At 40.9% G+C, this 13,544-nt stretch carries 12 protein-coding genes and 1 pseudogene; 5 read left to right on the plus strand and 8 right to left on the minus strand.

Features of this window, described 5'->3' with window-relative positions:
- Window positions 1-29: 29 nt before the first annotated feature.
- Entirely contained in the window at window positions 30-788 is a 759-nt protein-coding gene (gene tpiA / locus BS63_RS0102015) for a triose-phosphate isomerase (protein ID WP_019771007.1), read from the plus strand.
- Between the two features lie 101 nt (window positions 789-889).
- Here tpiA and BS63_RS0102020 read toward each other — a convergent pair whose 3' ends face one another.
- The 6 genes from BS63_RS0102020 to BS63_RS0102045 all read right to left on the minus strand — a co-directional run bounded on the left by BS63_RS0102020 (window position 890) and on the right by BS63_RS0102045 (window position 7,474).
- Entirely contained in the window at window positions 890-1,552 is a 663-nt protein-coding gene (locus BS63_RS0102020; RefSeq protein ID WP_002962972.1) for a CPBP family intramembrane glutamic endopeptidase, read from the minus strand.
- A 302-nt stretch (window positions 1,553-1,854) separates the two neighbouring features.
- Complete coding sequence (locus BS63_RS1000000111620; protein WP_019768808.1) at window positions 1,855-2,019, minus strand: ComC/BlpC family leader-containing pheromone/bacteriocin; 165 nt, start codon at window positions 2,017-2,019, stop codon at window positions 1,855-1,857.
- 296 nt (window positions 2,020-2,315) lie between these two features.
- Window positions 2,316-3,548, minus strand: coding sequence for an aminoacyltransferase (locus BS63_RS0102030; RefSeq protein ID WP_002962973.1), 1,233 nt, complete (start codon window positions 3,546-3,548; stop codon window positions 2,316-2,318).
- Window positions 3,545-4,759: an aminoacyltransferase gene (locus tag BS63_RS0102035; protein WP_002962976.1), complete on the minus strand. Its 1,215-nt coding sequence runs from the start codon at window positions 4,757-4,759 to the stop codon at window positions 3,545-3,547. Before BS63_RS0102035 ends, BS63_RS0102030 begins: the two co-directional genes overlap by 4 nt.
- Window positions 4,759-5,568, minus strand: coding sequence for a sugar-phosphatase (yidA, locus tag BS63_RS0102040; protein WP_002962978.1), 810 nt, complete (start codon window positions 5,566-5,568; stop codon window positions 4,759-4,761). The genes BS63_RS0102035 and yidA overlap by 1 nt, the downstream gene beginning before the upstream one ends.
- A 613-nt stretch (window positions 5,569-6,181) precedes the next feature.
- A complete protein-coding gene (locus tag BS63_RS0102045; protein WP_019768804.1) occupies window positions 6,182-7,474 on the minus strand; it encodes an HD domain-containing protein in 1,293 nt (430 codons plus the stop codon).
- A 129-nt stretch (window positions 7,475-7,603) separates the two neighbouring features.
- Here BS63_RS0102045 and BS63_RS0102050 point away from each other — a divergent pair, with 129 nt between their 5' ends.
- The gene (locus BS63_RS0102050) at window positions 7,604-7,993 is read left to right on the plus strand and encodes a YwiB family protein (protein WP_002961446.1); all 390 of its coding nucleotides are present in this window, start codon (window positions 7,604-7,606) and stop codon (window positions 7,991-7,993) included.
- Window positions 7,994-8,111: 118 nt separating this feature from the next.
- Here BS63_RS0102050 and BS63_RS0102055 read toward each other — a convergent pair whose 3' ends face one another.
- Window positions 8,112-8,705: a helix-turn-helix domain-containing protein gene (locus BS63_RS0102055; RefSeq protein ID WP_019772599.1), complete on the minus strand. Its 594-nt coding sequence runs from the start codon at window positions 8,703-8,705 to the stop codon at window positions 8,112-8,114.
- 124 nt (window positions 8,706-8,829) lie between these two features.
- Window positions 8,830-9,891, minus strand: a pseudogene (locus tag BS63_RS0102060) (PrpR N-terminal domain-containing protein).
- Between the two features lie 159 nt (window positions 9,892-10,050).
- On the opposite strand from BS63_RS0102060, the gene BS63_RS0102070 reads away from it, so the two are divergent.
- From BS63_RS0102070 to BS63_RS0102080, 3 genes are read left to right on the plus strand one after another with little or no spacing between them, the layout of a single operon-like run.
- A complete protein-coding gene (locus BS63_RS0102070; RefSeq protein WP_028798410.1) occupies window positions 10,051-11,289 on the plus strand; it encodes a four-carbon acid sugar kinase family protein in 1,239 nt (412 codons plus the stop codon).
- Between the two features lie 13 nt (window positions 11,290-11,302).
- Window positions 11,303-12,238 (plus strand): 4-hydroxythreonine-4-phosphate dehydrogenase PdxA, encoded by a 936-nt coding sequence (pdxA, locus tag BS63_RS0102075; protein WP_231910500.1) that lies wholly within the window; start codon window positions 11,303-11,305, stop codon window positions 12,236-12,238.
- Window positions 12,239-12,292: 54 nt separating this feature from the next.
- Entirely contained in the window at window positions 12,293-13,462 is a 1,170-nt protein-coding gene (locus BS63_RS0102080) for a sialidase family protein (protein ID WP_002961354.1), read from the plus strand.
- The last annotated feature ends 82 nt before the right edge of the window (window positions 13,463-13,544 follow it).

Below are 13,544 nucleotides of genomic sequence, written 5' to 3' on the forward strand. Positions count from 1 at the left end.
AGTAAATAAAAATAGAAGAGGTATGTGAAATGTCACGTAAACCAATTATTGCCGGTAACTGGAAGATGAACAAAACAGCAGCAGAAGCTCGTGAATTTGTTGATGCGGTTAAAAATAATATCCCGTCAAACGAACTTGTTGATACTGTTATTGGTGCACCAGCTATCTTCCTTGAAGGAATGAAGAAGGGTGTTAAAGGAACTGACTTACAAGTATCAGCCCAAAACTGTTACTTTGAAGATTTTGGTGCCTTTACGGGTGAAAACAGTCCTGCAACAATCGCAGCTCTTGGTGTTGAATATGTCATCATCGGTCACTCAGAACGCCGTGATTACTTCCACGAAACCGACGAGGAAATCAATAAGAAAGCTCATGCTATCTTTAAGCATGGTATGACACCAATCCTTTGCTGTGGTGAATCGCTTGAAACTTATGAAGCTGGCAAGACAGCAGAATGGATTGAGGGGCAAATTACTGCCGACCTTAAAGGCTTGAGTGCAGAACAAGTATCTCACTTGGTTATCGCTTACGAACCAATCTGGGCTATCGGGACTGGTAAATCAGCTGATGCGAATATTGCTGATGAAATTTGTGGCGTTGTTCGTTCAACTGTTGAAAAACTTTACGGTAAGGAAGTCTCTGAAGCTGTTCGTATCCAATACGGCGGTTCTGTAAAACCTGAAAATGTTGCCGAATATATGGCTAAAGAAAACGTTGACGGGGCTCTCGTGGGCGGTGCTTCACTGCAAGCAGACAGCTTCTTGGCACTTTTGGACTTTGTAAAATAATCAATAAGCAAAAATAGTTAAATAAAAAAATAGGTTAGAAGTTATTTGTACTTCTGACCTATTTTTATGGAATTTTAGACTCATAAAAATCTATAAGATTACTAATGGAAAATCAGTGCAACTACTGTAATTAGACTATTGAAGCCGATGTGAGCTATAATACTGTATTTTATCGTTCTAGTTTTCCAATAAATCAAAGTAAAATATAAACCACTTATTAGATAACCAAAGAGATTAAAATTGAATGAATAGGTGTGTAGGAAAGCAAAGTAAAAAGCGACTAAAAGAACGACAATGATCTCAGATTTGGGAAATAGCTGTAGCAAAATTTCTTGTAAAAAACCTCGAAAAAGTAGCTCTTCTAAAATAGGAGCCATTAGATTTGTAGCAAACAGCATGAAGTAAAATTTATCAGAGAATAGATATTTTATAATAGCTTGATTATTACCCGATTCAGTATATAGTCCTAATTTGATTAGAATACTATTGGCTAACAATTCAAGAGTAAATATGGATATGACCCTAAGTAGAATCTTCCAAATAGCCATTGGTTTTCTCGGCAAATGTTTCTTTCTTAGGATTTTCTGTCTAAGCAAAAAGAGAAGGAAGAAAATGGTACAAGCGACGATTAATGCTATAAAAACTTCCTTCATATCAAGCCCAGCCTGATTCATTTTCTGAATGACAATATAAGTCGGAAGTTGGATGAGGATAGATAAAATAAAGGTAATAATTACTAAAGAGACAGATCTGATGATTTTCATATTTATTGCTTTTCTAATGGAATGGAGGCAGAACTGTTAAATTAAAGAAGATAAAAAATAAGAAGCCCTAGCCTAATCTGTTAGTAAGCTAGGGCTTCAAAAGATTTATATTAGTACCAATGCACTTTTAGCAGTGACCACGACGGCGTTTACCATTCCAACCATCAGCCAATCCACAAAAGGATCTTAAAAGTTGATTATAGGTTGGAAGTGTAGGAATTAAGCCTCCACCACCACCAACGATTGAGACAGTTCTACAGCAGTCATATTTTGATAGTTTTTCATAGTATTACTCCTTTCTTTTACCCTTTACACCAGTTAGACCAATTACAAAAGCCACGATATTGTTGTCGAGCCCATTTTCCAATACCATACCAGAAGTTATATCCCTCATCTCCTCCACCCTTTATTTTAACCAGTTGAGTATTATCCAAAGTTTCAAAGTTACTAAGAACATCTTTATTCATAACAGACCTCCTATTTCTGTGTTTTGAGCTTCTGTAACACCAAAATGTCGCAACTCAATAAGGTATAATTGAAAAAGCTTTGATAGATATTTTTTTGTCTTATGCACCAGACACTTGTATAATATCACAGAAAAAGGGTGAAAATTCATCTATGTCGTGAAACGGTCTAAATTTGTCATGAGATGAATTTTCTAGGAAAATTTCGATTTTTTAATCAAAGGATTTGATGCTCTTGTCAAAAATTTTTGAACTAAAAAAGACTGAGAGAAATTCAAAACTCTCAGCCTTTTTGTTTACTAGCGTCCCAATACTTTCTTAATGCCCTTGAGGGCTTTGAATTTGAGGGGACTTGGGTAGTAGCGAAAGGTTCCCATCTTACGGGTGATGTAACCGTTGAAGTTTTGTTTGAAACGTAGAACGCCGTCAGAGCCATCGAAGATACCTTCGATTCCTAAAAAGTTATAGCTGGGGATGCCACGCTTGATGGCTTCCAGCATGACATGCTCCTGCAGGAGGGCAGGGGCATAGAATTTATTGAATTCGGTATAGGAGCCTGAGAAGAGGTAAATAGCTTCCTGTTTGGTATAGACAAAGAGACTGCCAGCTAGAATCACATCTTGATGACCATGGTGATCAAGCAGCTCCTGCGCTTCCTCTAGGCGTTTATCAAAGGTAGCGACTTGTTGGTCCAGTTCTTTTTTTTGCCTTAGGTATTTGGAAGATTCAAGATTTTTGGCGTGGGTCTGGGCGAGTTTGTCTAGTTTGGCTTGAAGTTTGGTCTGACTATCTTTCAGATGATCAGCGTAATCTTGAAAGTTAAGACTGGCAATCATAAATTCTGCCTGGTCGCCCCAGCTGTCAAAGAAGGCTTGGTAGTATTCCAGGTCCTTGTCGGTATAATCCCTTCGGTCAGAAGTAGAAGACGTGATTTCCTTGAACAGCGCTAGCTCTTCTCGGCTCAATTTTTTCAGCTTGGTTCCAAAGGTTTTGGATTTCTTAACCAGAGGTCGGCCCTTCTTACTCAAGGATTTCATGAGGTTATCGGCAGTAATCTCCCGCATATCCTTGACATAATGCCAGTCAGGCTCACCCCCAGGATAACCGGTTTGCAGGCCATCGTGAACAAAGCCCAAGTCGGTCAAGGTCTTAATCAGCTCTGGGCGTTCGTCATCAATCGGATTACCATCGCTGTCAAAGGTTTGGTAGGTATCGTAGGGCTTAACCAGCAGCTCTAGAGCCCCTTCATTTTTAGCATAATCCTGCAAGCCACGGTAGAAGTCGCTCAGGTACTTTGTGTCTGTTGAGAAGGGACCCGAATTGATTTCCATATGGAGACCACCAGTCATAGGCATAGAGTAGACTAGGGCAGCCACCTGCAGATCTCCATCGGCTCTGAGACCAACGTAGGCAATGCTATAGCCCCGTTTTTTAAAGAGCTCAGCCATCTGGCTTGACTGCATAAAGGACTTATAAGCTACCTTTTGGCTGAAGGTCTCGAAGACCTTCTTGCTTAAAATTTCAAAGCTCATTCGTGGTTACTCCTTGCTTGTTTACGTTTGTTGTAAGCGTACATAGCTGGTTTGTAGAGGAAGCTGACTGGGATGTTAAATTCCCCGATAAATTCCTCAATGGTTGGATTGAAGTTGGACTTGAACTTGGTCAGGCCATCATCTAAGGTTCCTTCAACACCACCCATATTGGCCCAGATAATACCATCAGCATAGGCATCATCAAAGACTTTTGGATAGAGGGAATATTGGGGATAGAATTTCTTAAATTCATCATTCATGCCGGCATAGAGCATTTCCATGACATTGCCGAAACGAACGGACAGGATACCAGCGATAATCAGCTCATCGTCATACTTGCCAACATATTCTTCAAATTCGCTAATATATTTTTGAACAGAATTTTTTTGTTGGGTCAGCTTGGTCAGCCGTTTCTTTTGATTTTCGGCTGTTTCCGATAAATCCTTTTCAATCTGAGCCAGTTGCTCCTTGTATTCGGCTAGGCGTTTAGGCAGATTGACCTTGGCCAGGTGCAGATAGGCATCATCACCATAGATGGTCATCATCTTCTTGAAGTAATCATAATTACGCAGGGCAACACCCTTACGATTTTCTGTCAGAGCCACGACATCTGCGAAGGCTTGGACATCATCGATAGTTCCTCGGCTGGTAATAACACCCCGTTTCTGGGCATCTTTCATCAGCCGTTTGGTGTGCTTAGGGAAGGTTGAAAGCATGTCTTCTTGGGTGTAGACATTGGCTTGAAAACGTGGTTGGATACTTTCAGCGATCTCCATGGTGCGACCAGTCCACTGGGCCCCAGCCTTTTTGAGGTTTTCGAGAACAGCTAGTGTTTTAGAATTTTCCTCAACTTCCTCGCCAATTTTATAGGCCTTGAGCAGGAGGGCTGGATCAAATTTGATAAAGAGGGCGTGCTTGGACTTACCGTATTTTTTTAGGGATTTAATGACATAGTCAACAACCTCTTGGTTTTGGTAGTCCATAATTGGTCCGCGAGGGACATAGAGCATGGTCATTCCCAGAGGTAGGCGTTTAATCAGTATAGAAGCAGAAGCGACTAATTTGTCATCCTGGTAGAAGCCTAGGCGTTCATTGTCCCAATTATCTTTGACCTGAGCCCAGTTGGAGCTTTGGAGCAAATTGGTTTGGTTGCTGGCCTTGGCAAATTGGTCATGTTCTTGGGCAGAAATTCCCACTTTATAAGTAAACATTAATCTAAAACCCACTTTCTAATGGCATAAGCGACACCGGAGTCATCATTCGATTTGGTAATGTGTTCGGCAATTTTTTTCAATTCTGGATTCCCATTTTCCATGACAATCGGATGGCCGACAACCTCTAGCATGGTCCGGTCATTTTCTTCATCGCCGATAGCCATGGTTTCTTCGACAGCAATGCCCAATTTTTCAGCCAAATGAAGGACTGCAGTCCCCTTGCTGGAAGTTTTATTGGTCAGTTCTAGGTAGAAGGGCCGAGATTTTACGATGGTAAAACGGCCATAAAATTCTTGAGGAATTTTAGCAATGGCCGCATCCAGAATTTCAGGTTCATCAATATACATGGTCTTGACGAATTCCCTATCGCGATTTTCCTCAGGTGTCCGATAGAAAATTGGCATGCTGACCAGGGTAGCTTCGTGGACCGTGTAGTGCCCGATGTTACGGTTGCTGGTGTAGATGCCGTCCTTGGTGATGGCGTGGGAGTGAACCCCTAACTTAGTTGCTAGAAGCTCAATGTCTAGGTAGTCATCGTAAGAAAGGGCATCCTTGATGACTTCCTGGCTGCTAGCCGTCTCTTGAACCAGAGCCCCATTGAAGGTAATGACATAATTGTCAGGCTCGTTTAGGCCTAGCTCTTCTAAGAGAGCTTGGACACCAGCGATAGGGCGACCTGTTGTGATGACGATCTTGACACCGACAGCCTTAGCCTCCTGGATGGCTTGATAGACCTCGGGCGTGATTTGGCGGTCACTGTTGACTAGCGTGCCATCAATGTCGATAGCAACAAGTTTGATTGACATGGTTTTTTTCTCCAGTTTTTATTACTACTCGATGAAAATCGAAAATAAGATGGAGCAAAGACACCAACCACTAAAGTGGTAAATATCTAACGGTAATCTCTATAGCGATTACCTAGCTCCCTTACTAACACGGATGAAGTAGTGTTATCGATTACGTTATCCGTGTGTCACCAGTTAACTGACTGGGCTGCTGGTAGCTCAAAAGGTCTGGGAGACCTTTTGAAGTGGAAAACTGAGAAAGATTTACTTTCCTCACTCAGTAGGTACGGCAAAGCGAGTTAACGCTGCGACACGAAAACCAGACAGTCGATTTTACTGTTTGGTTAGAGTTAGTGAATGACATAGGTAGACCACAATGGTGACTACCGTTGCAAATCAAGATTTTCTAAATCTTAGATTTGCCTTGTCATCAAATTGTTTTGATTTTCAATGAGTAAAAGTAAAAGCCCAAGCACTCAGTGGCAAGGGCTTGAGGGCTCATACATCCCTATTATTTTACTAAAAATTAGGCTATTTGTCAGCTGGGATACTAGGTTAATACAAAGTTCTCAAGTACTGGGCTGATATCAGGTTATGAAGTAGGTCAGGAAAATTTTAGGAATAGAAATTTCCACTACTGCAGGACATCATTCTTGATGTGGCTGAGGAAGACCTCCTTTTCTCTAGCAAAAAGGTCGTCAGTCGCCAGCATTTCAGCTGGGAAATAGAAACGCCTATCTCCGTGAACCGTTCCAGTCAAAGCTTTGACGAGGTCAGATTCTTGACTGAGTTCCTTGAGACTGCCATCTTTTTGCAAAAGCTCAATCTGAGTTCGGGGATTCTCTTTTTCCGGCCGATAAATATCATAGGGCAGGTCGAAATTCTTGTGTTCAGCGGTGTAGTAGTCAGGGTCGTAACCAATGGCAGCGACTAGCTTCCTCAGGTCTGCCAGTGGTGTTTGACTTTGGTTGGTCAGAATCACTGATTTAAAGAGTCTACGATTGATAAAGCGATTGGCCAAATCAGCCAGGATGGCATCTTCTGAGGTCATCCAGCTTTGAAAATAAGTATTCATGACCCCATCATCCAAACGCAGATAGTCCTGCAGACTGTAGTTCTTTTCAAAAAAAGGAATCAGGCAGGGTGAGGTTTTCTCAAAGTAGACCTTTTGATCGGGATAGAGGACCTTGGCCCGCTTGAGCAGATTTTGTAGGAGGACCTCCATGGCCCGACTGGCTGGATGGAAATAAACCTGCATATACATCTGGTAGCGACTGACCAGATAGTCTTCAATAGCATGCGTTCCATTAATAGTAAAGGCAATTCTATTACCATAGGGACGGATAACACTAAGGATACGGGTTAAATCAAATTGTCCATAGCTGGCTCCTGTATAATAAGCATCTCTCAGGAGGTAGTCCATACGGTCGCAGTCAATTTGGCTGGAAATCAATTGTTCTACCTGCTTGTTGGGATAGGTATGGTTGATAACGCTGGCCACCTTGTCGGGGAAGTCAGGTGAAATTCGTCGCAAGACCGCATTGACCTCAGTTTCTGGATTGGTGATAATCTCCTGAGTAACGGCTTCATGGTCTGTTCCAAAGAGTCGTTCAAAGGTGTGGGAATAGGCCCCGTGGCCAAGATCATGCAGGAGACCTGCTGCCATGGTCAGAAGACTGTCCTCTTGATTCCAGTCATCAGGATAGTGCTTTTCAAAGTAGGATACCACTGAATTGGCCAGATGATAGACTCCCAGACAGTGGGAAAAGCGACTGTGTTCAGCTCCATGGAAGGTATAGCTAGTTGTTGCCACCTGTTTAATCCGTCTCAGACGCTGAAATTCGCTGGTATTAATCAGGTCGTAAATGATTGGATCTGTAACAGATATATAATTGTGAATAGGGTCACGAAAAATTTTTTCATTCATGATTTTAGTATAGCAAAAATTGCCAAGTTCTGCCGAAATTGGTAGAATAATAAGTCGAAAAGACAGGCTTGTCCTAGTTTTTGAGTCGGTCTAGAGATGACGAAAAATTTGATGTTTTGGAGGCAGATTATGCAGCTTAAAATCTATAATCTTATTCAAATGGAAGATGATACCGAAATCATTGAAGAAATCCATGATTGTCAATGGACCAGTAAAGGGGATTATGACTATTTGGTTCACCAAAATGATCATGATGAAAAGGTGGTTATCAAATTCAATAGTCAGGAATTGACGATGACCCGTTTTTCTCAACCTAAATCCATTATGCATTTTGTTAAAAATGAGGACAATCTGGCTTCCATCCCTACTTCTATGGGAGTGCAAAGCTTAGTAACTCGGACAAAAAGTTTTGTCTTTGAAAAAGAAGCACGGCGGCTTCATTTGGGATATGATCTTTTGACAGACTCCGAAGCAAAAATTCCCTTGGCCTCTTACAAAATGCAAATAAGTTGGAGCTGAGAGCCATTATTGACAACTGGTTCTTGGCTTTTTTGAGTTTATGGGGAGTTACTATAAGTGGATTCATCCAAGACTTTAGAGATTTGGACTTAACTTTTGGAGCAGGTCAAAGACATAATTATTTCGACTTTAAGTATCGCCATAGAGTAGTTCGACTGATACCAAGCTGTTTAGCCGTTTTAGTCTGGTTGCCATGGTTATGTTCAAGGACTTCTCTTACGATATCTTGTGTATATTCAAACAAACTTTTGTGCTCTGCTATTAGTTGCTCAGTCTTTTTATAATAAGAATTTGTTTGCATAGCCTTTCGTTCCAGTTCTAAAGCAGCTACAACCTGTTGCTGCGTGATATAGTAACTGCTCGACTCCAAGGCTAATTTTTTTATGATTGAAGAAAGTTGAGAGAAATTTCCCGGCCAGTTAAAGTCAATCATTTCTTTGAGAGCATCAGGCTCGAATCCTAAAATTGAAGTGTTGCATTGGATGTTGATTTGATTGAGAAAGAGTGGAATAATCATCGCCAATTCACTTTTTCTTTCTTCAATTGAACGACAATAGATACTTGTGCAATCCAAAGTATTGACAATTTTGTGATAGATTTTTTGATTGGGATCTTGACCGTTGGTATTGTAGGTGAAAATGATACGGTTGGTGCGAGAAAAATTATTATCATGAATAAGACTAACCAACCGATTTAACTGGACAAGTGGCATTTGGTCGCTATTTTGAAAGAGGAGCGTATTACCGATTTCAATTAGTGGACCGTTATTGAGGTTGGTAAGAAATTTCCATGTTTTATCGTTAAAAACACTAGCGTCTATTGTTATTAAATTCCGATTATAATCGGAATTTAATAAATAAGTATTGGGCCAAACTCGTCTTAGAAGTTCCGCTTTCACCAAAAATTAGGAGAGAGCGAAAATAATTATCCAATCGTTTGGCTTTTTTCTTATTCTCTTCTTCAATGAAAGTGGTAAAGGTTAGTTGTTGAGAAATATCTTGTTTAATGTCATCAAAATGCTGGTACTTGATACCAAATTGATTATTGATTAAAGGAGGTGTTGATAACTTTACCTCAACAAGATAGTAGGAACCAGCTGATGATGTAAAATTGGAAATAGCCAAGCGATAAAGTGCTCTTTTGAAAGAATGATAATAGATTTGGTGATCTTGCAGAAGAGTTTTTTTAGCTAAAAAGGCCAGCACCGATTGTTGGAGTTCCTGCTCAATATTAGAATAGTGAAGTTTAAAGTTAGCATTGAGTAGCAATAAGGCATTTGATTGATTGGTGAGAGTTTGCTCTAAAATTTGTGTCTGCTGATTTGAATTTTCTATTAGATGTGTAATTTGTAGGACTTCTTTAAAGGCATGCTTAATACTTTCGGTGCCCGAGGTAATCAATATCGTCTTGAAAGATTTTTCAATGGCAATTTGATTAGTAATGACATCACATAGAATTAAAGAGTAATTATCTTTTTGCATTTTGGAAAGTCCCTGTTGGGCTTCTTCTATACTATTAATTGTGATAATTGGAACCTTATATTGCATTAAATCACAGATCAGGTAGGCTGGTTCTGTTACTCCTGGAAAACCAATAATAGCGTAATTATCTGAATAGTTCTTAGCAATTTGTAAGGTACTGAGGATGTCCTAGAGAGAGATTGAAACATCAATAACAGGGATATTAATCATATCTTTGATAAGATCAGCCGTCCCCCCTCGTGAAAGAATGGCATCGTATTGATGAGGACTAACACTTTTGACAATTTCCTTGGCGCTATCTAAGTTAGCAAGACAGGTATCAATTTCGATATCAGGAAATTGCTTACTGACTTCCGACATTGATTGTTGGAGTTCGCGATAAGGGGCGATTCCTAATACTTTAACAGTTGGCATCATACATAGCCTCCTGTTTCATTTTAAAACATTATACATCACTTTAGATATACTTCAATAGTTTTTATGCATAGTTTCAATATGGAACCATATATTTTTTTATCGTCCTACACAAGCCTTTTTAAAACAGTATAATAAAGGCTAGTAGGGAGGTGAAGTTCAATGGTGAAATTATTGGTTCTAGCCGATGATTTTACAGGTGCCTTAGATACCGGAGTCCAATTTTCAAACCTAGGTGTCGAAACTTTGGTGACAACACAAGTTCAGTTAGAGCAAGTGAAAATTCCCTTAAATCTTGAAGTACTAGTGGTCGATACAGAAACTCGGCATGTCTCGGATACTGCTGCCTATGACCTTATTCATAAGCTTGTAGAATTTGCCCATCGTAAAAATATCCCCAATATCTACAAAAAGGTTGATTCAGCCCTACGGGGAAATGTGCCAAGTGAAATCAAAGCACTGGTAGATGCCAGTGCTAGTAATCATGTTGCTTTCTTACCCGCTATTCCAGAAATGAACCGAGTGGTTCGGGACGGGATTTTATATATTGATGGCTTACCAGTTTCTGAGAGTATTTTTTCAGAGGATCCCTATGAACCAGTAAAGGAGAGCAATATCCTTACACGTTTAAAAGGAGAAGCCGGCTTAGATGGAATATTAGTAAAACAGGGAGACGAGTTTGCTGCTCAAGATCCTTTCCATATCTTTGATGCTGAGACGGATCAGGATTTAAAAGCTATCGGAATGGTCTTGAAGGAAAAAGGCTTGCTTTTGGTAACCGTCGGTTGTGCTGGCTTTGCTAAAATTCTCAGCCACTTATTATTTAAGCCCACTGTATCGGCTAGGTCGATAAGACTTAAATCTTTGGTTGTTATTTGTGGTTCTGTCAATGAGGTTACAAAAAATCAAGTTGATTATGCACAGAAACAGGGAGCTTTGAGGGTCTCCTTAAATTCTCAGCAGTTGTTTAATAAGGGCTATTGGACAAGTCAAGAAGGGAAGAATATTCTCTCGGATATTCTCACTAAGCCTGGCAATCAGTTGCTCATCTTTGAGACCTTTAGTGAAGAGATCTCTCAAGAGATTAAAGAGTTGGTTAGGCTTGGCAAGCTTAACTCGGAGCAAATTCGTTTGGATATAGGTCAAACCTTAGGCGATCTGACCCAACAGATTTTAACTCAAGCTCCCGATAGGACCTTATTGCTGACTGGTGGTGATACCCTTTTTCAGACTATGGGTGTGTTAAAAATCACAGATGTCAAGCCAATTGTCGAGTATGAACCGGGAATTGTTTTTTCAGAGATTGTTTGGCAAGGCCAACCTTATCAAGTATTGACTAAATCGGGAGGCTTCGGTAAAGAATCCCTCTTTATAGCCTTAAATCAAGAAGCAAAGGAGTAAAAAATGCTAACAGATTACAGTTTACAAATGCCTAAAAAAGTTATCGGTTGTGGACTATTATCTCAATAAACATCCAGAACTAAACCTAAGTCTTAACGTTATTTCCAAACCAGCTCAAGGAGCCTATACTTATGGAACAGTAGATTTGATTGACCTTGGTGTCGTTGATATGGCTAACTTTGAAATCGGTAAGGTCTCTAAGGTTGGCGGAGATGCTGCCTTCCAATATGTCAAAAAGGTCATTGAATTAGCCCTTGCTAAGGAAGTTGACGCTACTGTAACTAATCCATTGAACAAGGAAGCCATGAACTCGGCAGGCCATCATTATGCGGGTCATACAGAAATTTATGCTGACTTGACCAACACAGAAAAATATACCATGATGTTGGCCGATGGCAATTTGCGGGTTGTTCACGTTTCGACTCACGTTTCCTTGCGAGAAGCTTGCGACCGAGCAACCAAGGAACGGGTTCTTGACGTCATTCGGATTGCCAATCAGGCTTGTAAGGATCTTGGAATTGAAAACCCTCGAGTTGCCGTTGCTGGTTTAAATCCTCACTGCGGCGAAAATGGTCTCTTTGGCCGAGAAGAAATCGAAGAGATTGACCCTGCAGTTGAATCAGCTCGAGCTGAAGGTATCAATGCGGAAGGCAGTCTACCACCTGATACCCTCTTTTCAAAGGCAAATGGAGGAATGTACGATATTGTTGTTGCCATGTATCACGACCAAGGCCATATTCCTTTGAAACTCTTAGGTTTTGTTTACGACCAAAGTAAGGGGGATTGGAAGGCAGTTGAGGGTGTCAATATTACCTTAGGTTTGCCTATCATTCGTGCCTCTGTTGACCACGGCACAGCTTTCGACCCAGCGGGAGAATGGACAGCTAGTGAGCTAAGTCTGGAAAATGCCATTGACTACGCTATCCGTTTGGCTGACCATAAAAAATAAAGAATTATCTGGATAAATTGCAGTTAGTAAAGCTAGAAATAAAGAGGTGGCAAAATGGTGAAACTTCCAAGTGTCAGAGTATCAGACCCCAATGGTGTGGTTTATCGCGATGAATTTTTAAATGTTGACTTTGCTTTGATTCCAACAGGTGGAAAAGCTACTGCTCATGTCCCAGCTTTAATTGAAACAAAGGATGGCGGCTTGCTCTGTGCCTGGTTTGCTGGATTGTTTGAAGGCAGTGGGGATATTTCAATAGCAGTTTCAAAATTGAATCCGGAAACTCAAGTCTGGTCCGATGCTGTCATCGTCTCTAAAGGAAAAAATCGCAGTGAGCAAAATCCGGCCTTCTTCCGTGCACCGGATGGTCAAATTTGGCTGATTTATACTTCACAACTCAGTCGCCAAGAAGGTAAGGACAATATGCAGTTTACCTCCATTATCATGGTGCAAAAGTCTTCTGATGAGGGCCTTACTTGGGGAGAGCCCGAAGTATTATTCCCAGAAGAAGGAACCTTCTCCCGTCAGGTCATTCAAATTTTGAGCAATGGTCGCTGGATTTTTGCGACTTGGCTTTGTGAAGATTCTGCAGAAGGTTTAACCAATGACCCGACAGAATTTCGAGTTTCCGATGACCAAGGTCAAACCTGGCGACGAGTTCGGATGCCTGAAAGTAACGGTCGAGTGCATGCTAATATCGTGGAAATTGAAGAGGGGCACCTAGTTGCTTTTCTGAGAAGTCGTTTTGCTGACAATATTTATATTAGTGAATCGCATGATTTTGGTGATTCTTGGACGGTGCCTGAAAAATCAGTCCTTCCAAATAACAATGCCAGCATTAGTGCCATTAAGCTGCAGACTGGAGAAATTGCCCTATCCTACAATGTCAATTCAGCCAGTCATCCCGAATTTGGAAAGGTTTCTTGGCCTGGCTTGAGGAATCCAGTCGCAGTTTCTGTCTCTGAGGATTTTGGTCAAACCTGGCCAATTGGACGTGTCTTGGAACAGGCTGAAGGCTATATTGGTGAGGAAAACAAGACCAACAATGCTCAGTACGAATACCCAACCCTTTATCAAACTAAGGATAGTCTGCTTCATTTAGTTTATGCCTACCACAACCGACTTTGTGTCAAGTATGTCCGTTGTAGGGTTGAAGATATCTTCGGTGAAAAGCGTGAGGCCGAAGGAATCTATAATCCAACGTCAGGTCAAGGTGTTGAGAAGTAGTAAGAGATTTGGTATAATAGTTGCTATATCAAGGGAGTAGCAGACGTTTGCGGTCCTAATTTTGGAAGGGCAATCGTGTCAC

Origin of the sequence: Streptococcus sobrinus DSM 20742 = ATCC 33478 (assembly GCF_000686605.1) — a bacterium.
Classification (GTDB): domain Bacteria; phylum Bacillota; class Bacilli; order Lactobacillales; family Streptococcaceae; genus Streptococcus; species Streptococcus sobrinus.

What these genes read in the sequence shown, in the direction of transcription:
- tpiA (WP_019771007.1), top strand. Translation starts at nt 30, where the DNA reads ATGTCACGTAAACCAATTATTGCCGGTAACTGGAAGATGAACAAAACA.
- BS63_RS0102020 (WP_002962972.1), bottom strand. Translation starts at nt 1,552, where the DNA reads ATGAAAATCATCAGATCTGTCTCTTTAGTAATTATTACCTTTATTTTA.
- BS63_RS1000000111620 (WP_019768808.1), bottom strand. Translation starts at nt 2,019, where the DNA reads ATGAATAAAGATGTTCTTAGTAACTTTGAAACTTTGGATAATACTCAA.
- BS63_RS0102030 (WP_002962973.1), bottom strand. Translation starts at nt 3,548, where the DNA reads ATGAGCTTTGAAATTTTAAGCAAGAAGGTCTTCGAGACCTTCAGCCAA.
- BS63_RS0102035 (WP_002962976.1), bottom strand. Translation starts at nt 4,759, where the DNA reads ATGTTTACTTATAAAGTGGGAATTTCTGCCCAAGAACATGACCAATTT.
- yidA (WP_002962978.1), bottom strand. Translation starts at nt 5,568, where the DNA reads ATGTCAATCAAACTTGTTGCTATCGACATTGATGGCACGCTAGTCAAC.
- BS63_RS0102045 (WP_019768804.1), bottom strand. Translation starts at nt 7,474, where the DNA reads ATGAATGAAAAAATTTTTCGTGACCCTATTCACAATTATATATCTGTT.
- BS63_RS0102050 (WP_002961446.1), top strand. Translation starts at nt 7,604, where the DNA reads ATGCAGCTTAAAATCTATAATCTTATTCAAATGGAAGATGATACCGAA.
- BS63_RS0102055 (WP_019772599.1), bottom strand. Translation starts at nt 8,705, where the DNA reads ATGCCACTTGTCCAGTTAAATCGGTTGGTTAGTCTTATTCATGATAAT.
- BS63_RS0102070 (WP_028798410.1), top strand. Translation starts at nt 10,051, where the DNA reads ATGGTGAAATTATTGGTTCTAGCCGATGATTTTACAGGTGCCTTAGAT.
- BS63_RS0102080 (WP_002961354.1), top strand. Translation starts at nt 12,293, where the DNA reads ATGGTGAAACTTCCAAGTGTCAGAGTATCAGACCCCAATGGTGTGGTT.